32 protein-coding genes and 1 pseudogene are annotated in these 19,914 nt (G+C 35.9%); 26 read left to right on the top strand and 7 right to left on the bottom strand.

Going from position 1 to position 19,914, the window contains the following annotated elements; translation table 11 throughout:
• Positions 1–5: 5 nt before the first annotated feature.
• The 5 genes from IGJ19_RS12335 (at position 6) to IGJ19_RS12315 (ending at position 4,168) form a co-directional block, all read left to right on the top strand.
• Positions 6–791 (top strand): PTS mannose/fructose/sorbose/N-acetylgalactosamine transporter subunit IIC, encoded by a 786-nt coding sequence (locus IGJ19_RS12335; protein ID WP_430604164.1) that lies wholly within the window; start codon positions 6–8, stop codon positions 789–791.
• Positions 775–1,596, top strand: coding sequence for a PTS system mannose/fructose/sorbose family transporter subunit IID (locus tag IGJ19_RS12330; protein WP_066025588.1), 822 nt, complete (start codon positions 775–777; stop codon positions 1,594–1,596). The genes IGJ19_RS12335 and IGJ19_RS12330 overlap by 17 nt, the downstream gene beginning before the upstream one ends.
• A 12-nt stretch (positions 1,597–1,608) precedes the next feature.
• Positions 1,609–2,658 (top strand): SIS domain-containing protein, encoded by a 1,050-nt coding sequence (locus IGJ19_RS12325; protein WP_071866424.1) that lies wholly within the window; start codon positions 1,609–1,611, stop codon positions 2,656–2,658.
• Between the two features lie 10 nt (positions 2,659–2,668).
• Entirely contained in the window at positions 2,669–3,673 is a 1,005-nt protein-coding gene (locus IGJ19_RS12320; protein ID WP_074799381.1) for an SIS domain-containing protein, read from the top strand.
• Positions 3,674–4,006: 333 nt separating this feature from the next.
• Complete coding sequence (locus IGJ19_RS12315) at positions 4,007–4,168, top strand: hypothetical protein (RefSeq protein WP_430604163.1); 162 nt, start codon at positions 4,007–4,009, stop codon at positions 4,166–4,168.
• A gap of 364 nt (positions 4,169–4,532) precedes the next feature.
• On the opposite strand, the gene IGJ19_RS12310 is transcribed toward IGJ19_RS12315, so the two are convergent.
• From IGJ19_RS12310 to IGJ19_RS12295, 4 genes are all read right to left on the bottom strand, one after another.
• On the bottom strand, positions 4,533–5,744 hold the full coding sequence (locus IGJ19_RS12310) for a tyrosine-type recombinase/integrase (protein WP_430604162.1): 1,212 nt from the start codon (positions 5,742–5,744) through the stop codon (positions 4,533–4,535).
• 314 nt (positions 5,745–6,058) lie between these two features.
• Positions 6,059–6,862 carry a hypothetical protein gene (locus IGJ19_RS12305; RefSeq protein ID WP_108173588.1) on the bottom strand — a complete coding sequence of 268 codons (804 nt, stop codon included), beginning with the start codon at positions 6,860–6,862 and terminating at the stop codon, positions 6,059–6,061.
• A gap of 108 nt (positions 6,863–6,970) precedes the next feature.
• Positions 6,971–7,399 (bottom strand): ImmA/IrrE family metallo-endopeptidase, encoded by a 429-nt coding sequence (locus tag IGJ19_RS12300; RefSeq protein ID WP_108173590.1) that lies wholly within the window; start codon positions 7,397–7,399, stop codon positions 6,971–6,973.
• A 6-nt stretch (positions 7,400–7,405) separates the two neighbouring features.
• Positions 7,406–7,780, bottom strand: coding sequence for a helix-turn-helix domain-containing protein (locus IGJ19_RS12295; RefSeq protein WP_430604161.1), 375 nt, complete (start codon positions 7,778–7,780; stop codon positions 7,406–7,408).
• 297 nt (positions 7,781–8,077) lie between these two features.
• On the opposite strand from IGJ19_RS12295, the gene IGJ19_RS12290 reads away from it, so the two are divergent.
• From IGJ19_RS12290 to IGJ19_RS12270, 5 genes are all read left to right on the top strand, one after another.
• The gene (locus IGJ19_RS12290; protein WP_108173711.1) at positions 8,078–8,281 is read left to right on the top strand and encodes a hypothetical protein; all 204 of its coding nucleotides are present in this window, start codon (positions 8,078–8,080) and stop codon (positions 8,279–8,281) included.
• 18 nt (positions 8,282–8,299) lie between these two features.
• The gene (locus IGJ19_RS12285; protein ID WP_430604160.1) at positions 8,300–8,533 is read left to right on the top strand and encodes a helix-turn-helix domain-containing protein; all 234 of its coding nucleotides are present in this window, start codon (positions 8,300–8,302) and stop codon (positions 8,531–8,533) included.
• Positions 8,534–8,745: 212 nt separating this feature from the next.
• Complete coding sequence (locus IGJ19_RS12280; RefSeq protein ID WP_086334897.1) at positions 8,746–8,970, top strand: hypothetical protein; 225 nt, start codon at positions 8,746–8,748, stop codon at positions 8,968–8,970.
• A gap of 10 nt (positions 8,971–8,980) precedes the next feature.
• Positions 8,981–9,175, top strand: coding sequence for a hypothetical protein (locus IGJ19_RS12275; protein WP_430604159.1), 195 nt, complete (start codon positions 8,981–8,983; stop codon positions 9,173–9,175).
• Positions 9,176–9,177: 2 nt separating this feature from the next.
• Positions 9,178–9,438, top strand: coding sequence for a hypothetical protein (locus IGJ19_RS12270; protein ID WP_430604158.1), 261 nt, complete (start codon positions 9,178–9,180; stop codon positions 9,436–9,438).
• Here IGJ19_RS12270 and IGJ19_RS12265 read toward each other — a convergent pair.
• Complete coding sequence (locus IGJ19_RS12265) at positions 9,422–9,772, bottom strand: hypothetical protein (RefSeq protein WP_104660618.1); 351 nt, start codon at positions 9,770–9,772, stop codon at positions 9,422–9,424. The two genes, IGJ19_RS12270 and IGJ19_RS12265, sit on opposite strands and share 17 nt — an antisense overlap.
• A gap of 52 nt (positions 9,773–9,824) precedes the next feature.
• Between IGJ19_RS12265 and IGJ19_RS12260 the strand changes: the two genes are divergently transcribed.
• The 6 genes from IGJ19_RS12260 to IGJ19_RS12235 all read left to right on the top strand — a co-directional run bounded on the left by IGJ19_RS12260 (position 9,825) and on the right by IGJ19_RS12235 (position 14,101).
• On the top strand, positions 9,825–10,847 hold the full coding sequence (locus IGJ19_RS12260) for a recombinase RecT (protein WP_430604157.1): 1,023 nt from the start codon (positions 9,825–9,827) through the stop codon (positions 10,845–10,847).
• Complete coding sequence (locus IGJ19_RS12255) at positions 10,810–11,625, top strand: PD-(D/E)XK nuclease-like domain-containing protein (RefSeq protein WP_430604156.1); 816 nt, start codon at positions 10,810–10,812, stop codon at positions 11,623–11,625. The genes IGJ19_RS12260 and IGJ19_RS12255 overlap by 38 nt, the downstream gene beginning before the upstream one ends.
• A gap of 17 nt (positions 11,626–11,642) precedes the next feature.
• Positions 11,643–12,425 (top strand): hypothetical protein, encoded by a 783-nt coding sequence (locus IGJ19_RS12250; RefSeq protein WP_430604155.1) that lies wholly within the window; start codon positions 11,643–11,645, stop codon positions 12,423–12,425.
• Positions 12,425–13,273 (top strand): ATP-binding protein, encoded by an 849-nt coding sequence (locus IGJ19_RS12245; RefSeq protein ID WP_430604154.1) that lies wholly within the window; start codon positions 12,425–12,427, stop codon positions 13,271–13,273. Before IGJ19_RS12250 ends, IGJ19_RS12245 begins: the two co-directional genes overlap by 1 nt.
• Entirely contained in the window at positions 13,270–13,512 is a 243-nt protein-coding gene (locus IGJ19_RS12240) for a hypothetical protein (protein ID WP_430604152.1), read from the top strand. The genes IGJ19_RS12245 and IGJ19_RS12240 overlap by 4 nt, the downstream gene beginning before the upstream one ends.
• Positions 13,513–13,654: 142 nt before the next feature.
• Entirely contained in the window at positions 13,655–14,101 is a 447-nt protein-coding gene (locus tag IGJ19_RS12235; protein ID WP_430604151.1) for a DUF1064 domain-containing protein, read from the top strand.
• Positions 14,102–14,122: 21 nt separating this feature from the next.
• Here IGJ19_RS12235 and IGJ19_RS12230 read toward each other — a convergent pair whose 3' ends face one another.
• Positions 14,123–14,551: a hypothetical protein gene (locus tag IGJ19_RS12230; RefSeq protein WP_430604150.1), complete on the bottom strand. Its 429-nt coding sequence runs from the start codon at positions 14,549–14,551 to the stop codon at positions 14,123–14,125.
• A 52-nt stretch (positions 14,552–14,603) separates the two neighbouring features.
• Between IGJ19_RS12230 and IGJ19_RS12225 the strand changes: the two genes are divergently transcribed.
• The 8 genes and pseudogenes from IGJ19_RS12225 (at position 14,604) to IGJ19_RS12190 (ending at position 17,582) form a co-directional block, all read left to right on the top strand.
• Entirely contained in the window at positions 14,604–15,176 is a 573-nt protein-coding gene (locus IGJ19_RS12225; protein WP_430604149.1) for a hypothetical protein, read from the top strand.
• On the top strand, positions 15,176–15,364 hold the full coding sequence (locus IGJ19_RS12220) for a hypothetical protein (RefSeq protein ID WP_034689036.1): 189 nt from the start codon (positions 15,176–15,178) through the stop codon (positions 15,362–15,364). Before IGJ19_RS12225 ends, IGJ19_RS12220 begins: the two co-directional genes overlap by 1 nt.
• A gap of 10 nt (positions 15,365–15,374) precedes the next feature.
• Positions 15,375–15,569 (top strand): hypothetical protein, encoded by a 195-nt coding sequence (locus tag IGJ19_RS12215; RefSeq protein WP_430604148.1) that lies wholly within the window; start codon positions 15,375–15,377, stop codon positions 15,567–15,569.
• Positions 15,566–15,697, top strand: a complete 132-nt coding sequence (locus IGJ19_RS12210; protein ID WP_430604147.1) for a hypothetical protein — start codon at positions 15,566–15,568, stop codon at positions 15,695–15,697. Before IGJ19_RS12215 ends, IGJ19_RS12210 begins: the two co-directional genes overlap by 4 nt.
• The gene (locus tag IGJ19_RS12205) at positions 15,694–16,089 is read left to right on the top strand and encodes a YopX family protein (protein WP_430604146.1); all 396 of its coding nucleotides are present in this window, start codon (positions 15,694–15,696) and stop codon (positions 16,087–16,089) included. Before IGJ19_RS12210 ends, IGJ19_RS12205 begins: the two co-directional genes overlap by 4 nt.
• 425 nt (positions 16,090–16,514) lie before the next feature.
• Positions 16,515–16,712, top strand: coding sequence for a hypothetical protein (locus IGJ19_RS12200; protein WP_023520227.1), 198 nt, complete (start codon positions 16,515–16,517; stop codon positions 16,710–16,712).
• A gap of 15 nt (positions 16,713–16,727) precedes the next feature.
• Positions 16,728–17,186: pseudogene (locus tag IGJ19_RS12195) on the top strand (SAM-dependent methyltransferase); the annotation flags it as partial.
• A complete protein-coding gene (locus IGJ19_RS12190) occupies positions 17,175–17,582 on the top strand; it encodes a DUF1642 domain-containing protein (RefSeq protein WP_081367399.1) in 408 nt (135 codons plus the stop codon). The pseudogene IGJ19_RS12195 and the gene IGJ19_RS12190, both read left to right, overlap by 12 nt.
• A gap of 370 nt (positions 17,583–17,952) precedes the next feature.
• On the opposite strand, the gene IGJ19_RS12185 is transcribed toward IGJ19_RS12190, so the two are convergent.
• Positions 17,953–18,204, bottom strand: a complete 252-nt coding sequence (locus IGJ19_RS12185; protein WP_430604145.1) for a hypothetical protein — start codon at positions 18,202–18,204, stop codon at positions 17,953–17,955.
• Between the two features lie 306 nt (positions 18,205–18,510).
• On the opposite strand from IGJ19_RS12185, the gene IGJ19_RS12180 reads away from it, so the two are divergent.
• Entirely contained in the window at positions 18,511–18,978 is a 468-nt protein-coding gene (locus IGJ19_RS12180) for an ArpU family phage packaging/lysis transcriptional regulator (protein ID WP_071866027.1), read from the top strand.
• A gap of 545 nt (positions 18,979–19,523) precedes the next feature.
• Entirely contained in the window at positions 19,524–19,706 is a 183-nt protein-coding gene (locus IGJ19_RS12175; RefSeq protein WP_023520218.1) for a hypothetical protein, read from the top strand.
• Positions 19,707–19,914 lie beyond the last annotated feature (208 nt).

Raw genomic sequence — 19,914 nt, 5'->3', positions numbered from 1 at the left:
AAGAGATGCTGCAAGCAATATTACTTGGAATTGTTGCATTTATTGCGCAGTCTGAATACGCATTGGGAACATCATTACTGTCGCGTCCGATTGTTACTGGGGTGTTTACAGGAATAGTATTAGGGGACGTAAACACAGGAATTATTATGGGTGCCACACTGGAATTAGCTTTTATTGGTTCGTTTTCTGTAGGTGCTTCTATCCCACCAGATGTTGTAACAGGAGGAATTCTTGGCACAGCATTCGCAATTACAGCAGGAGCGGGAACTGAGACAGCTTTACTATTAGGACTTCCAATCGCTACATTAACGCTAATCCTGAAAAATGTATACTTAGGCCTGCTTATTCCAATGATGAACCAAAAAGCTGATTTATACGCGACTGATGGGAATTACAAAGGTGTGGAACGAATGCACTTATTAGCCGGTTTTGGCTTGTCTTTGATGTTAGCCCTTATAGTTACGATTTCCTTCATGGTGGGCAGCAATACGATTAGTAAGTTATTGGAGATGATTCCGGTATTTGTACAGAATGGATTATCAGTTGCAACTGGTTTGATTCCAGCCTTAGGGTTTGCCATGTTGGCTCGGTTGCTGATCAACAAACAAGTTGCTCCTTATTTCTTTTTAGGTTTTGCATTAGCAGCTTATTTAGAGATTCCTGTTACGGGAATTGCGATCTTTGGAGCGATAACTGCTGTTGTAGTTGTGAATTTAAGAAACATTCGTGAACAAGGGCAATCTGTTCAAATGACTTCAGGGGAGGTACTTGATGATGAAGAAGACTTCTAATGAGAAACCCGAGATTACCAAGAAAGAGTTGAATCATGTCTTTTGGCGTTCATTTCAAATGGAGTTCTCATGGAACTATGAGCGACAAATGAATTTAGCTTATGTCTATGCTATGATTCCGATTTTGAAGAAACTCTATAAAACAAAAGAATCTATGGCTGATGCGTTGAAACGACATCTGGAATTTTTCAACACGACCCCGCATATCGTCACGCTTATTTTAGGAATCAACGCGGCGATGGAAGAAGAAAATAGCAATGATCCGAATTTTGATTCATCAGCAATCGAAAACATCAAGACTTCTTTGATGGGGCCTTTAGCAGGGATTGGCGATTCTTTCTTTTGGGGAACGTTACGGTTAATTGCCACAGGGGTAGGAACTTCATTGGCATTACAAGGGAATATACTAGGTCCGATTCTGTTTCTATTGATTTTCAATGTCCCACATCTACTATTTCGTTATTTTGCGACTGGTTGGGGATATAAACTTGGATCGGGATTTTTAAAGAAAATTCAGGAAAACGGTTTGATGGAAAGCTTAACCTATGGCGCGGCGATTATTGGGTTGATGGTCGTAGGAGGAATGACCGCTACGATGATTGATATCAACATTCCGTTGCAGATCGGTTCAGGAGAGAATGCGGTTACGGTACAAAGTATCTTTGATGATATCGTACCGAAAATTTTATCATTAGGTGCATTTGGCGCTGTCTTTTATCTTTTGAAAAAAGAAGTCAAACCGTTGATTATCCTGCTTGGATTAGCAGTCTTAGGTATTTTGGGATCCTTGATTGGACTCTTTTAAGGAGGAATTGTTGTGGCAACAATGATGGACTATATACAGGAAGAGCAAGCAACATTAGTTAAGATCTTGCAGGAATTTGTTCCTAAAAAAGAAGAAAAAAGAGCTGCGATCGAACATCTATTGATTTTGGCAACAGGTTCTTCTTCAAATGCCTGTTTAGCAGCAAAGTACGCGATGGAGAAATTAGCGGGGATCACTGTCACTATTGAAGAGCCATACCACTTTAATCATTACGGACATCTTTCTAAAGAAATAGAGACAGTTTTGGCGGTTTCTCAAAGCGGAAAAAGTACCTCTACTATAGATGCAGTGGCGCATTTGTCCGAACAAGGTTTTTACACAATCAGTTTAAGTAGTGATTCCCAAAGTCTTCTGGCTCAAAAAGCAAACGAAAGAATTGATCTAGGAACTGGGATCGAAACCGTTGGATTCGTGACAAAAGGATATGTAGCAACGGTATTACAACTCTATTTAATGGGGGTATCTATTGGTTACAGTAAAGGAATACTATCCGATGAACAAGTGTCGATGACCAAAAACCAGTTAGAGGAGATGATTGAGGCCATTCCGCAAGTTATAGCTAAAACGATTGATTTTTTTGAGAAAAACGCAAGCATCTTTAAACTAGCGAATCGGTTTGTGGCAGTCGGTTATGGACCAAACTGGGGAACCGCTAAAGAATTTGAAACGAAATTCACCGAAACCATTCGAGTGCCTTCTCAAGGGTTTGAATTGGAAGCTTATATGCACGGACCTTATCTTGAAGCCAATCATCAACATGTGCTCTTCTTTATAGAAGCACCAAGCTCGAATCAATCAAGAGCCCAACTATTGCATGATTATATAGAATCTCATGTAGGAAAAGCTTATACGATCACCACAGCAGTAGCAAAGAATCCCGATACACTTGGGCTGGATGTAGCATGTGAAGAAACTTTTTCTTCTTTGCTTTTAGTTATTCCGTTCCAAATTTTCTCCTATCTCGGGGCAGGTGCTAAAGGGATCGATCTGAATAACCGTATTTTTGATGACTTTGATCAAGTTTTAAAAAGTAAAATTTAGAGGTGGAAAAATGCTTAAATTTAATGAACAACAACAAATTGATGATATCCAAGGAATGTTAGAGCTACGTCCTGAAATTGAAAAAATAGTCGATTTCCTTGATGAACAAGGCTTTGATGCGATTTATTATCTAGGAATTGGTGGTACGTATGCTTCTGCCATGCAAGCAGTTACCTACATCAATGGAAAAAGCGACCTACCAGTTTACGTCCAACATGCGGCAGAATATTATACAACCGGTAACCGTCGTTTGACTAAAGACTCGTTAGTTATCTTGTCCTCTGTTACTGGAACGACACAAGAAGTGGTTAAATCAGTTGAAGAAATCAAAAAAGTAGGAGCAACCTTATTAGGGTTTATTGATACAAAAGGCAGTATTTTGGCGGAACAATGTGACCATATCATTACGTATCCTGCAGCAGGAACAGAACAAATAAAATTCTTTATGGTGGCAGATCGGTTAATGAAAAACCATGGAGATTTTCCTGATTACGAAGCCTACTATCAAGAATTGGAACAATATTTAGCAAAAGGATTAGTAGAAGCTGAGAAGCAGGCGGATGAATTTGGGCGAGGATTTGCGGAGAAACATCGTCATGATGCCATGCATTATTTCATCGGTGCGGGAAATCAATGGGGTGCAGTCTATTCTTACGCCATGTGCTACTGGGAGGAACAAAGCTGGTTACGTTCAAAATCGATCCATGCTGCTGAGTTTCTTCACGGAACGTTGGAAATCGTTGATGAAACTACACCTGTCACAGTGTTTTTAGGAGAAGACGAACAACGCCCATTATCAGAAAGAGTCGCTAAATTGTTACCAAGAATTTGTGCAAACTATACATTGATCGATACGAAGGACTATCCTGTTTCAGGAATAAGTGAGAAATATCGTGGCCGAGTGCTTTCTCACTTATTGATGCATTGCGTGACACAGCGGATTGATGCCTATGTCGAACAAATGAATTGCCACCCGCTGGAAATTCGACGCTATTATCGCCAATTTGAGTACTGATAGAAAAAAAGGGTAAGATGATAGAGAAAAAGACAATTTTAATGGATCTCAGAGGGAGTCTGAAACATAATTTTTCTATGGAGTAGATAGGGAATCAATCTGAATAAGAGAAAGTGATCTATCTTTAAATGATATAATTGAACAATGTATAGAGCGTTTCGTTAACCAAATGTTAATGGAACGCTTTTTTGGTATGTTTTTGGGGGACAAAAAGAAGAAAATGTTTAGTTTGGGAACGCTATTACAAGTACTCGATGAAGAGGATGAGACGATTAGCGAGGGAAAGAAGGCAATTAATTTAGTTTAAAGTTAACTGGAAAAGGAGGGGGTTTTTTGAATCAAAAGGTTCCTAATATTTTTGAAAGATATGGTGGTAATCTATCTTTGAAAGATACCCGAAAAGTGGGAATTCATTCTAAGAATTTAGACAGAAATATTTTGATTCTTGAAAAGAGCATAGATCATCTACTTAGAGGCGAAGCGTTTTGGGAGTAAATAGATAAGTGGTGAAGATAATGATAATCACGTAAGTATCCCAATAATCAACAGGAGAGAATAAAACCCTTGTACGCCTTTTTAAAGGTGATAAAAAAATGTTTAAAACAAAAAAATGCCACCACGTACACTCTTTTCCAAACTACCGAAGTAGCCAAGAGTGTACTGGTGACGTGGGTTTGGCACCCAATGGGCCGTGAGGGGCTCGAACCCGCGACCCGCTGATTAAGAGTTCGTTATTTTATTTAATTTTAAATGAAGATACGCGAATGTACAGCATTTTTTAATCATTATATTCCGTCGTTTTTGACAACTTCTTGTATATCCTACCCGAGTTTATACCCGAGAAAATTATTTTTTTAAGTTATTTAATGTCTTCTTTTAACAAATTTTCAAATGCAGTAGTCGCTACATCTTTTTCTTTTCGTAAGACATGGCCATACACATTCATCGTCGTGTTAAAATCTCTATGACCTAATCGTTTTTGAAGCTCTTTGGGGGTCATATTAGGATCACTAAGTAAATAGGTAGCAGATGTATGCCTGATGTCATGAAAACGGATGTGGCGTAAACTGTGGCGTTTGGTGAATCGTTTGAACTTCTTATACAGATAACTTCCACGCGGTAAAGTTCCATCTTGTTTTGTATCGAATATAAAATAGTGTTTTAATTTCTTCACGTTTAATTTCCAACGAATCTTTTTGTTCTCTTTGATTAATTCATCTAGCATATCAAATAAATAGGCAGGGCCGGTTACTACTTTTTCATCATCATCATTTTTCAAGCCTGGCAGCAACCGAATATCTGATTTTCCATCTACTTCTGATATCCGCTGATGAAATCTTATTTCTTGTTTGTCAAAGTCAATATCTTTTTCTTCTAAAGCTGCAATTTCCCCTTGTCTTGCTCCTGTAATAAATGCTAGAACAATTAAAGTTTTAATTTCAATACTTTCCTCAAATGCTGCTTTTAGCATTGCATGAATTTCTTCTTCCGAATAAGGTTCCTCGATATTCTTTTTTACGCCTTTTTCTTTCGGTATTTTTACATTTTCCACAGGATTTTCTTTAATTGCACCGTACTCATTTTTAGCCATCAAAAATAAGTTGTTAACGGCATATAACATACGAAGCTTTGTATTTCTTGATAAAGGTTTATCAGAGTTTCTCTCAGGATCTTTTGTATTGATTCTTTGAGCATTAACAACAATTCGTTTTATCATGTATGGTTTGATGTCAATTAGAGGAATAAAATCGAATTTATCAAGAAATCTATTATCGATCATTCGCTTATAGTTATGATAAGATTTTGGCTCTAAATTTTTTTCAGCTTCCTTTAACCATATTTGTCTGTAAAATTCACCAAATGTGATACTGAATAAATCTAATGAATCATCATTCATGCCTTCGAATTGTTCTAACCAAATATTTAGTTCTTTGTATGCGGATCTTTTACTATTGGCTTTTATAGTTTTGCTTTTTCTTTTGGCTGAGCCGTCTGGCTTATATCCTAATACGGCTCTAAGTCTATATGTTTCGTTGTCTATTTGCTCTAAGTATCCTGTTACTTCTGACATAATTGAATCAGCTCGCTTTCTCTGATACAATAGACACGTAAAGAAGCCTATTGTGTAGGTTTGTTGTCTTTGCACGATCTAACTCTTGGTGGGGTGGGATCGTGTTTTTTTCATTTTAATTATATAATTTGACTATAAATAGGCCGTTCAATTAAGAGGTGAGAGAAATGAACGTAAAAGCTTAATAAAAATTCTAGAATCATTACCTGATAATTACATTGTAAAAACAGTTGTAGCAGTTAATGATGAGGGACATTACACTTCAATTGAATCAATTAGCAAAAACAATATTTAAACAAGGGAATAAGAGGTAATTATTTATTGTGAATAGATTCGAAAATCTTTGAGTTAGTTTGTAATATTTCTAAGCTAGCCTTTGAGTAAACAAGTGCCTCTTCGAAAGAAAGAGATTTATTATAATCCTTCAAACCATTAATGGGAGTTCGACCTATGACATTAGAATTATCAGTCATCAAAGTGGAAGCTCCACTTTCTAAATCAGATCTCCTCAAAATTTTTTCGATTTGAAGATACTCTAATCTAAGATCTCCTAGTTTTTGAAAAAGCGTGTGTGGATAGCTGTCGCTTAGTGGTAGCTTTTCTTCTATTGAGTTGATAAAAACTAAAATTGCCTTTGCACACTTAGAGACATCTTTTTCAACAGGATAATGAGAGCCGTGAATGACGGTGTTTCTTAATGCTTTAATTTTACCGGGAATATCTGGAGCAATTTCATTAAAAAATGCTGCATATAGAGTATTGAAGGCCCCGTCAATTTGAACTGAACTTTTAGAAATCGGTTTAAGATAATCAATCAATTCTTTGTATGAAAAATTGAATTTCTCCATCATGACGAGTTGAACAAAGGTTAGTCTAAACATTTCATAGCTATGATAAAGCGAAGTAAATGCTTCGAAATATTCCTTTTTATGATATGCATATAAACCATTTTGAAAGAATATTGGATAATCTGGTACTGCATGAAAATATTTAATTTTGTGTCCCCTATTTGAGCAAGTTAACTCATGAAAATGATTATTGGTGTATTCTCCGACAGCAAATCCAAATTCGTTATTTTTGGAACAAATTGTACAGTTAGAAATTATTTGTATTGACAAAAAAATTCACCTACCATCATGTTTGTTAATCTTATGTTAAAATTAATTTAGCCGATCTTAGAAATGAGATCTTTAGTCCGTGTTGTAGCACGGACTTTTTTTGTGTACTTAAATCAAAAAACGATAAGCGCTTTCTGGCAAGCCGTACAAATTAGTCAATTCCTCAATTTTGCGAGGGTATCGATCAGTATCTTCTCTATATAAAGAGACAATGAGATTCGCAGCAAAACAATTAGCTTCACTTTCTGATTTACTGCGAGATGTCCTTGTAGATACATAATAACTAGATAAACCACGATGTAAGATTGCGTGGCCAAGCTCATGAGCGCAAATGTAAAAGCGCTCCTCAGAATTTTTAAGAGTATCATTCAAAAATATAATAGCACGTCCTCGAATTTCTTGAAATTGACCTTTAGGATTATCTATAAAAGGAACATATTTAACTTCAATGTTCATATTTTCACAAATGTAAAAAGGATTAGCGGAATGATACTTCCGCTTGATCTTTTCGACTAAATTTATAGTATCCAACTCCATAAACAATCACTTCTCTTTGCCTTTTTCTTTGTCTTCTTTAACTATATCCCAGAAAGTTGCAGTAAGAATATCTTTAACACGCTGTATTTGTTCGTCTGTCAGAGTTTCTCCGCCATACGCCATATTGACATTTGAATCTAGCAGTTTGTCGAGTTCAACTAAATCAACTTTTGTTGCCCACTCAGGAGCTTGTTTTCTTCCTAATAAGTAATCCACAGAAACACCGAAATAATCTGATACTTTTGCTAAGCCCTCCGAATTAGGAGATACGGATTTCCATTTACTGAAATATCCATTTGAGTATCCTAACCTTTTTTCTAGTTCTCTCACAGATATTCCATTTTGCTTTGTTAATTCTTTTATTTTTTCGTATGGATTCATTGATATGTCAACCTTTCTAGACTGACAAGAAAAAAGCGTAGAATAAAACTCTATTTTTCGTTGACAAAATAGAGTTTAAGCTCTATACTTATTCTTGTAAACAAATTTAACAACTAAAAAAACAATAAAAATACTATTGATTAATAAACGCCAACCGCCAAGAAAGCTATTTAAATCAATGTTTGTATGTCTTATTTAACTATGTACAAAGTATAGAATAAAACTCTATTGTTTGTCAATGAATTTAGAAAATAGTTGTTAAATTTGTTTACAGGTATTTAGGAAAGGAGTTTTGAAATGACTGACATTGCTGAAATTACACAAAAAGACAGAGAAAAAATAAAAGCTTATGTTGAAAATTCACGTTTTTTAACATACACAATGCTTGCAGATAGATTCAATATCGACAAAAGCTACTTATCATTAATTTTAAGTGGCAAAAGAACTTCTGCTGAAGCGAACAAAATTATTGATTCAATTATTGCTATGTATGAGTTATAGAGAACAGGAGGTCGGAAAATGACAAATCTAGCTTTAGTTAACATCAAAGATCTCAAAGCTTCTTTAATAGAGGCTGAGATAAAAAATGAAATCTGGGATACCAAAGAAGCTGCTGCCTACTTGAAAACTACCACAAGAACACTAACTAAAGATGCTGAGCTAGGAAAAGTTCCTGCAGCAAAAGTTGGAAGAGAGTGGCGATTTAGCAGTATAGCTTTGTTTAGATATTTGAATGGAGGGTATAAAAAATGAATAAATCAGACGTTATAATTGTTGGATTTATGTTAGCGATGTTGGTTACTATTACACATTTTAATTTGGTATTTGGCGTAATCTATAGCATTTGTTTGTTTCTGATCAATTGGCTAGATGTTTCTAATCAGAAACAAAAAAGACACGACCGCCGGCAAGCATGATCGTGTCCAAAAAAATCTTTCAATTCATTATATCACAGGAGGAAAGAAATGATCTCAGTAAAAGGTTTAGGCGATGAAATATTTGAAGCAATGATGAATAAAGCTCAACAAGATATCCAAGAAAAGATTTTGACTGCTGCAAGTTATGGTCAAACGAGTTGCACGATCCGCTCAAAAGGACTAACACCTTCATTTTTAGCAGCATTGGAAACAGAGGGTGTATCTAGTATTGAACAAGACAACGACACGTTGAAACTGTTCTGGGAATTCTAGGAGGTTCGTGATGAAAGACTTTGATTCATTAGGTGCCAGACAGGAACCGCAAAAAGATCTAAAGCCAGTAGCTACTGACTGGCAAGACAATCCTATTTATGAAGGTGACTCTTGCTATTTAACCGAAGATGGCTACGTGCAAGAAGCGGATATTTTGGAATATGTACAACAACATTTTCCAAAGATTGCACTAGGAGGAATTTAGGGATGACAAATGATGTATCAGAAAAATTAGCGAATGAATTACAAAGTCTAAGCAAAGAGTTTTTCAATAAAGTTTTGGCAACAAAAAAAGAACTTCTTCCTTCGATGAAAGAAGAAGAACTGTTCTTTTTACACAAAAAGTTAAATGAATTCAGAAGAGAAATTCCATCTGATGGATTCGATGCAAATTTTCATATCGGACAAATTATGACAGATACAATCCTGATTGTTTTTGCAGATGATGATCTTAAATACGCTGATTAAGTTTATCAAGACTGTCGTAAATAGACGTTAATCTCAACTGATTTTCTATAGTTGGTTCTTTAATGAACAAATCTAAGTATTTAATATACGTACTCAGTTTAGTGAAAAAAGCGTCTATATCGTCAAACTTTAAAGTTTCCCAATTATTGAGCAACTGATTCCCTAAAGAATTATAGTTTTTAAGAACAGATGAGTATAAATAATATTCTTCATTACTAATACGAGGATCGAATAAGTCCATTTTACTACCTTCCTCTAGATCTCTAATGTTCTGCATAACTAATCGACAGATTCCAGAAAGCTCATTATAGGTATCTTTTTTCAACTTATACATTTTTATCGCCTCACTTTCAAAATAAGTATAGCAAAACAAAGGAGAATAAAATATGGCAAATGATTTAACACAAACAACACAACGCTCACTAGATGAACAGGTGATTGGAAATCTAGAAAGGCTTCGAGAACAAGGCTTAGAAATGCCACCAGGATATAGTCCACAAAATGCTTTGAAGAGTGCTTTTTTCGAACTGACAAATAATACAGGCGGAAATCTGTTACAGATGGCGGCAACTAATCAGGAAATGAAAACATCGATTTCTAATGCGCTTCTAGATATGGTCATTCAAGGGTTATCTCCAGCGAAAAAACAATGCTATTTTATCAAATACGGAAATAAGGTTCAGCTGATGCGTTCGTATTTTGGAACGATGGCAGTTCTTGATCGTGTGACTGGTGGAGCTGATATTACTCCAGTTGTAGTGCGACAAGGTGATGATTTTCAAGTTGGCATGAATGGACCACACATGGTTGTCACTAAACACGAAACGAAGTTTGAGAATTTAGACAATGAAATTGTTGCGGCTTATGTAGTTATCAAGTTAGCGAATGGCAAAGAAATTACGACAGTCATGACCAAAAAACAAATCGATCAAAGTTGGGCGAAATCCAAAATGAAAGGTTCAGGACCTCAAAAGGAATTTCCGGAGGAAATGGCTAAGCGTACAGTAATCAATCGAGCAGCTAAATCATTGATCAACACAAGTAATGACAATGATTTATTACTTCAAGCAGCAAAAGACACTTTAGAAAATGAATTCGATGATGAGCGTAAAGATGTTACACCACAGCCTAAACAGGTTGTAGCACTTGAAGAGAAGCTGTTCTCCAACAAGAAGGCTGAACCAATTCAAAAAGAAGCAGAAGAGATTATGATCCCTGACGATATTCAAGAGGAAAACACTCGTATTGCGAATATGCCAGGATATCAAAAAATCGAACAAGCTCATCCAATCATAAAAGAAGCAGTGAGCGAACCGATTCAAGAAGAATTATTAGATGTGCCAAATTTCGGACGTGAGGAAGGTGTAGACGATGTCACTGAATTCGATGATGATGACTATCCTTTCTGATGAAAATTACTATTCAAATGAAGCTGACTGGCACTACATGTCAACATCACAATATAAATTGTTTTTGAATTGCGAAGCGGCGGCATTAGCAAAACTTAAAGGCGATTGGCAACCGATATCTGACCCTAAAGCTCTTTTAGTTGGAAACTACGTACATTCTTATTTTGAGTCAAAAGAAGTACATGAAGCATTTAAAGAAGAAAATAAATCCAAAATGTTTTCTAGTCGCAAACCTTTTGGACTATTGAAAGATTTCCAGATCGCCGAACAAATGATTGAGCGATTGAAACAAGAAGAAGCGTTCATAAATATTTATCAAGGCGAGAAAGAAACAATTGTAACTGGCGAATTATTTGGGGCGACATGGAAAGGTAAAATCGATTGTCTGAATGTCGAAGAAGGGTATTTCGTTGATATCAAAACAACGAAGGATATGCATGAACGCAAGTGGAATGAAAATTACGGATCAAGAGAAACGTTTATCGTCAACTTTGGATATGCGCTTCAAATGGCAATCTATCAAGAGCTTCTTTTACAGCAATACGGAAAGACGTTTATGCCAATCATTGCAGCGGTTTCTAAACAAACGCCTAGCGAGGCAAGGTTGATAACGATTGATCAAGACAAGATGAGTTACGAGTTAATCATGCTGAAAGAAAATATTGAAAGAATTGTCAAAGTGAAAAATGGCGAAGAAAGACCGATACCTTGTGGTACGTGCGAGTATTGTCGAGGTAACCTTTCAATTACTGGATTCACTAGCATGGACGATCTTTAAACGGAGGTGCTTTGCGAATGAATCTAGGATACATCAAGTTATACCGTAAAGTGACTAGTTCATTCGTTTGGACCAATTCCGATATGTTCAAGCTATGGATATTGTGTTTAATGAAGGCTAGTCATGAAGATAGAAAATTTTTATTTAACGGTCAAGAAGTACGTTTGACAAGCGGACAATTCGTCACAGGAGCCTATGCAATAGCAAAAGAGTACAACGAAGGAGTCCCGAGTGACAAAGCAATTGCATGGCGAACGCTATGGAGATGGCTTAAGAAATTTGAAAATGAAGAATTATTGACAATCCAATCGAACGCTAGATATAGCGTTATAACAATAATAAATTGGTCTGACTATCAATCGAGTGACAAGCCAGTGACAAGCGACGGACAATCGAATGACAAGCCAGTGACAACAAACAAGAATGATAAGAATGATAAGAATGATAAGAATAATAATCCTCGCAACTCTCGAAAAACACGAGAGTATGCAGATGATAATCCAAATAAAAAATTAGCGATTCTTTTATTAAAACTCATTCGAAAAAATCAAAACATCAAAGAACCTGATTTGGATAAATGGGCAAATACAATTCGTTTGACTATTGAATCAGATAAACGGACCGGAAAAGAAGTTCAAGACATGATTGTTTGGTCAACTAGCCATGAGTTTTGGTCCACTGTGGTTCAGTCACCCACTAGTCTTCGGAAACATTTTGACAAGATGACGGCTCAAAAAGACAAACGAAAGCAACAAACAATTGCAACGGAAGATTTACCAGAAACAGGTGAGGAATGGTAATGGATAAAAAACTAAGCGCAATGGCAGCGCAATATGGTGGACTAACTATCACAGAATCCAAATGCCCCAACTGCAGTGATTCCTTATATGTTTGGAAAGCGAAGAACAAAGATGGCACAGATCGATGCGGCCCAACTTGCATTAACAAATCTTGTGGCTATCGGGAAATGGTTTCGAAGAATCAGAAACAAGCCATTTTGAAAGCAAATGAAGCTAGAAAGAAAGATGCAATCAATCGAATGTTGAATAGCTCAATGATTACGGACGATGCCATTTGGACCTTTAATTTCGATAATTACAAAACTGTTGATGCTGAAACTTTTCAAGCGAAACAGATGGCTCAAGAATGGGTTACAAAAATTGTAGACAGTAGCACAATTCATGCAGTGATAACCGGTAGACCAGGTTCGGGTAAAACACACTTAGGTGCTGCGGTTATTCAAGAAGTGATGAAAAAATCAAATTACAAAATATCTTGTTCGTTTATCAGCTATCGAGAGCTACTTGAGCAATTAAAGTTTGCGATGAATGATCCAGAAGCACGAAAATCGATCACAGGATCATTGATGGCTGAAATAAAAAAATCTGATTTTGTCGTGATTGACGATTTAGGAGCTGAACTTGGTCGAATGGAAGAAAACAATCAAGCAACTTCTTATGATGTCGATGTGCTTACATCGCTCACAGAAGCTCGTTTAAACAAAGCTACCATCTTCACGACTAATTTGTCGTCGAAACAATTAAAACATGCCTACGGCGAGCGTGTGTTCTCTCGTGTGATGAATGGGACGAAAGGCAATATTGCAGTATTCAAAAATACCGAGGACAAGAGGAGGAATCCAGTGTGACATTTGTAGTAAAGAAAATGTGTTACTTAGACAAAAATGGAAAAGGTGTCATTTCAGCAGAGCAAGCACATCACCACGAAAGCTACGAAGCTGCTGAACTAGTTGCGAGTACATGTGGTGGCGAAATATTCAAGACAATTAAGCGTGAGCGAAAGCATGCAAAAACTAAATTCGTAGTTGCTCAGAAAGAAGTGACACCAAAGAAAAACAATCAAGATTGGATGAGAGGTGCAAAATGACTTGTTTAAGATGTAATGATGAACTGATGATTTGGTACAAGACATCGCTTGGTTGGTCAACTTGCGAACCTTGTCCGGTGTGTAATAGAAATGGCGAAAAAGTGAAGGATCGAATTGCTAGATTAAAAAAGGAGCATAGGCAATGGCAACAAGAAGCAAATACGGAAACAAAAAGCACGAAGTAGACGGAATCATGTTTGATTCAAAAGCAGAAGCTAGATACTACATGAAATTAAAGCGGAATGGTATAAGCTTCATGCCTCTATCAGAAACTTATTGCTCGATGCAGGAGAATGTATTGCTTCAAGAAGGATTTCTATGCAATGGGCGTAAGATCGCACCAATCCATTATAGAGCGGATTTTGTAATTTATGAAAATGGTCAAGTAAAAAAAGTGATTGATGTCAAAGGTTATCAAGACGCTAACTCTATGCTCAAAATGAAAATGTTTGCTCATAGATATGGCTTTCCTGTTACGTTCGCAAAGTTCGACTCAAAGATCAATAAGTTTATCGAAATGGATTGTTTTGAATCGGCGAGACAGCAACGGAAAAGACAATCTGAACGTAGAAAGAAGAAGCTCCAGTGACAAGCTTCTATATAGAATTAGTTACTTGAAAAAATCACTTATGAGCAGAGTGAAGAACGATGAAATAATTGCTATTAAAATTGCTGACCAAATAGGGTGTTTATTGTAAAAAGATTGATTACGCAAGAAATTTTCTCCTAAAACAGTAACAGAGGGATAGGATACATTTAAATAAGGAACAAATTCGTCTATATCTAATTCAATGCCTCTTACGTATTCATTTTCGATTGCTATCTCAACAATAAACAAGTCATCTTCTGGATTAACATTAGTTCTACCTATATTATTTTTCAAACTGTATTTGCCATTAGCTACATTTTTTAGAAATTTTTTCATTTTTCGTGAATCTGTTTGTTTATCAAAGAATTTAGTATAAATTTTTGATCCTATAATTTTATAACGAACTCTTCTAATAAGTTTTTTTAAATGCTCTTTAGGCATATTAAACATTCTAAATTCAACTCCTTTAAAAAAATCATATCAAAGAAAGTAGGAAAATAAAATGACAAAACAAGTAAATTTCAGACCTGAATTAAAGAAAGTAACATCAAAATCAAATGGGAATACAGAAGTGTTACTAGTAGTTAGTAACGGATCTCTTAGAGGAAGTACAGAAAAACTGACAGAGTTTCTAGGATCGACTGTGACTGTCGTGATTCAACCAGAAACGATTGAATACACTCTGCCAGTTAATAAGCAGACGAAAAAACCAAACATTGAGTACGTAGTAAATCCAGATGGTACAACTGAAATCAAAAAAGAAGAACAAACTTCTCTCGATGTGGGTGACGATGTAGAAGAAGTTGAAAACGTGAAAATTCTTGTTTCAAAAGAAACAATCGATGAGTTTATTAAAAAGGCGACAACCCTACAACTGCCTGAAAAAGTAACTGTGAATATCAGAGACGTTCTAATTCGTTTGGAGGAAGGCGACAACCTGAATGAAATTGCAGCTGATCATGAATTGTCTGAGACTGCTTTAATCGATCAAATCGAATTAGCTAGACAATACTTTGCGCCATTTGCGGATAGCTGGTCCAAATCAAAAGATGACATCATTTTCCCTGAAGAATAATGCGTTTGAAAGAATACAATATCATCCTTGAGAATGCAAAATTCACGTGGACGGATGAAGAGATAGAGCAAGCCCGCTTGCTCTTTTCTCAAGGAGTGAAACCAAGTGTAGTCGCTGAAATAATGGATCAAAAGATTATTGATATCAGTTTGTTGCTGATCCATTTAATCAACGAAAAAATGATTTGAGGTGAACAAGGTGATTCAAGTTGCAGGAATACGAACTGGAAAAATTTATTTCACTGGCAAGGACAAAAGCGAAGCAAGTCAGTGGTTGCTGAAAACATTTACCAATAACAAAAAGCTACGAAATCATTATTCAAATGAATTTTTGAAAGATGATCAGATTATGCCAGAGCCGATGATTTTGACTACTAAGAAGATTAGCAAATGAAACGAATATCGATCAGTAAAGCCATTCGTCGATTAAGAAGCTATCTATACACATGCGCTACTGGCGAAGAACGAAAAGGCTTAGAGAAAGCTATTACTATTTTTGAGAGTATGGAGGAAGAAAAATGATACCGAAGTTTCGAGCGTGGGATAAGAAAAACAAGTCAATGCATGAAGTTGAATTAATAGATTTTAGCGATAATATAGGCTATTTATCCATAGAAAACGGTAGAGGTGATTGGTACAGTTTTGAAGTCGATACCATACTCATGCAATCCACAGGACTGAAAGATAAGAACGGTGTGGAGATTTTTGCTGGGGATATTGTAGCGGTCGAAAATCATCCATTTCAAAGAAAAGAAGATAGTGGTGCAGGAATAGAAATCGAAGGCAATTATGTAGTTGGATGGAATCAACACGACTTAACATGGTGTGCCGGAGATTTATTATTAGCTAGGCTAAAGCCTTATGTAAGGGTCATCGGAAATATGTACGAGAATAGTGAAATATTGAAGCAATAGACTAAGAAACCAGCCATAAAGACTGGTTTAGTTGTTACTTTTTAAAGCGATAGATTAGATATGCGATAAAAGTAACAACTGCGAGAAATAGGCCAATCAAATATCTAATAAAAACAGATAACGATTGATCAAGTCCATAGTTAAATATTTTAATTATAAAATAAAAAATCGGACATGCAAAAAGAAACATTGTGTAACATTGAGCATTACATTTTGCAAATCTACAAATAACTAGGACGAAAAGAATAACTATCACCCAAAAGATAACTTTTGCAGTTATAAACAAATGAGCCACCCCCTAAATCCCCCACAAATTAACGCTAACACGTTAGAGATTTAGAGACGAATAATAAGATTGAAACTCAGATATATTCAAGCAAGTGAACAAAAACACATTGGTTAGTTTTTATGAAGGAGAACAGTAAATGAAAGCAAAACAATTAATACCAATTCTACAACTTAACCCAGAAGCGGAAGTCTTAGTCTCAACCGTGGATTATTACGAAAAGAGTTATCAAGATGCTGGCTACGAAAGAGGTTCTAATCAAGAAATCAGATGCGTAAGCCTTAATAAGAAATCTGGGATCATTTATTTAGAAGGCGGAGAAGAGAGAAGCATTTAAAAGGAAGTGGAATGAATGCCGAAAATATTAGATGCATGCTGTGGTAGTCGTTTGTTCTGGTTCGATAAAGATTGTAGTTTTGCAACGTATATGGATATACGAGAAGAAGAGTACGAGATCCACGGAAAGAAAATAAATGTGAAACCAGATGTTGTAGCTGATTTTAGGGACATGCCTTTTGAAAATAATGTTTACGATTTAGTTGTATTTGATCCGCCACATTTAAAATGGGCTGGCCAGAATTCGATTATGAAAGGTCAATACGGACAGTTAGATAAAGAGAACTGGCCAGAAGATATAAAACAAGGTATGTCAGAGTGTATGCGAGTCTTGAAACCTAGTGGAACATTGATTTTCAAATGGAATGAGAACCAGGTAAAACTCAAAGACGTGTTGAAAGCAGTTGAACCATATAGCCCTTTGTTTGGAAATAAAAGGAGTCAAACTCACTGGTTAGTTTTTATGAAGGAGGAACAGCAAAAGCCAGTGTTGCCTGAGTTTGTAGCTAAGTGGTTTGAGGATGCAAAGGATAATTTAGAAATTCCAATATTCTACGAATGTGTTAGAGCGATGGAGATTTGCAAAGAATATCGTAATGAATTTCATCAATGGTTTGCCAATTCGAAAAAAAATCCAATCGAAACACTCATTCGCATGAAAGATGGCTACGAGGTCGAGAAAGAGCCGATGTATTATGTGATATTGAGTGAAAATAAAGGTGGATGGAAATATACTTTTTTAGATGAAGAAGGAAACGCTGATTATACAAATAACAAAGCACATATTCCAACTTTTACTGAAAAGGAAATCAAAGGGAATGACGAACGCTTCTGGCCATTTGCTGTGCCAGTGAAAGAGGTGGAAGGATGAGGGGATTGATAATAGTCATTTTAGTCTCTACAATAACTTCTTTTTTTGTTTCCTTTCTCGTAATGAAATTCCATTTAAGAATACTTAATAAATGGTTGCAAAAGTTTTTCGATGAAGAAACCAAACGAATAAAAAGTTACTTGTCTAGAGGCAAGTAGCACAAAAATTTTTAACAATTGGAATAGGAGTGTCAAGATGGAAAACGCTAAAAGCTTAATTATATGGAATAAAGACGGATCAACAATGAAATTTGAGAAAGTAACAAATTTTATAGAGGACTGGCAAAGAGCAAAGCGAATATTGCAGTTGCTCGATTAGTGGATATGAAGACTATATAAACAGCGAAAGAATGTACTTCTAAGAGAAAAATTTATTTTCTATAAAAATAGGAAAGTATCATTATGAAAAAGACCACAGAGATAAATAAACCTACCACATAAAAAATGAATATTTCTTGCGATTCAATATAGGTATGTTTAACAATTTGTACAATAAAAAATACTATAGGTAAAAAAGATAACATGAGGAGCTTATTTGTTCTAGAGTGTTTGACAAAGTAACAAAACGCGACAATACCAATACAAACGGGAATCCAAAATAACAGCATGCTCCACATAGTCACTCAACCATCTCCTATACGCTTTATTATCAATAGATAATATCATTTTTCGTAATAAAGATAAAAAAATAAGTAAGGCTTCTCATTAAATATAAAAAAGACAGCCGACCACTGGCTGTCCTTAGCAGAATATTGAAATAGTGAGCCATCTGTTTTCCGCCAGATAGCTCAACATGTATATGGGTAACGAGTGCAACCTCGCTACTTGAAAAGCTTAGCATAAGCATGGGTATAAAAAAAGCCGGATTCCTCCGACCTTAATTAATAATTCTGACACAATTATTATATCATAAATGGAGGAATCAATGGATGGTACTTTTCGATGTAAAGAAGTATGAGACACCAGAGGCAAAAGATGTGGATATGGATCGCACAAAACATAATGTTGGTGTTTTCCTTTCAGCATATCTGTCAGCTAGATGTAGGGTAGGTCAACCTCGTGAGCCTAAAGTAACAGCATCTTACTCCTTGGTTCCACCTTCTACTGCAAATAATACATTTGAAGCAGAACGAATGATGATTGAGAAAGAGGAAGCACAACAAGAATTTGAGTACTTGCACAAATTATTTATTCGTGGCTATTCAGCAATTCAGCATCCGCATAAACCTGATGTAACAGAAAGACGGAAAAAGATATTCTATGATCGTTATATCAACGGTATGTCGATTTATGTAACTGCTCAAAGAAATAATACGAGCGAGGAATCTGTAAAAGCAGAATCGAACAAAATCATCATTCAATTTGCTTCTTCCTTAGAACTGGTTGCTTTTAAGTAGCCAGTTTTTACACTTTTTATACCCATTTACTACCCAGAAGCTTTCCTTTTTATACCTTTTTTGTACCGATCAACTACCTAGCAAATGATTTATTATGATAGTGTCGAAAGATTAGGAAACAGGACATCGACAAAAACAATTTGAAGGGAGGAAATCTCCCTCATCGTTGTAATTAAGCTTCGATAGACAGCAGCAAATAAACTAAAGGATGTGGGGTTCAGCTCCTGCGGATAGTTCATATGTTGCTGTGGCGGAAGTAGGAGACGCAACGGTCAATGGTGAATAACCTCGTGAGAACCTAGTAGGTTCTTGTGTGTAGTGCAATCCCACTCCAGTGACTTTGGGAGGACTTATTTAACACTGGTCAGTGTAATAAGTATCTGACCCATAACAATAGCAACTGAGGCTGTGGTAGGGAAGAGAAGCGGTTGTCAGGCTTGTGTAAGGTTGTTGGATTTGTTTGTATCTACAATATGAACATGCTTTACTAATTATCAAAAATTGTTTATCCTGTATGGAAAATGTTCTCAGAGGTGAAACGATTTATGTTAGAAACTAGTGAATTGAAAAAAGATGGCATCTACATGGCTAAAGTAGTCGGAGAAAAAGAACTTTATAAAATCAAAATTCGTAATATTTTAGAAAGAACAGCAGTCGTCGAGTTAGTGGACGACAGCAATAAGGTAGCTGTAGTTAAGTTAAAAGATATTAGAGAAGCTGTCCTATAAAGGATAGCTTTTTGTTTTGAGAAAAAATTTGCCGATATCAAATCTGGCAGATTGTAGGGCCTATTTACTTATAATTCGAGTTTTGCAACAAAAGCTACAAAATAAAAATTCGTCTGAGGGTCTTTTTAAGCTAATAGAGAGAAGAGCATCATTATGTTCTGTATGATACCCGATAGCAGTGATTTCATCTTTTTGTTTAATACGATGG

This window comes from Enterococcus sp. DIV1368b (genome assembly GCF_050529595.1).
In the GTDB taxonomy this organism is placed as follows: Bacteria; Bacillota; Bacilli; order Lactobacillales; family Enterococcaceae; genus Enterococcus_B; species Enterococcus_B mundtii.
This window is presented reverse-complemented; position numbering and strand designations above follow the sequence as displayed.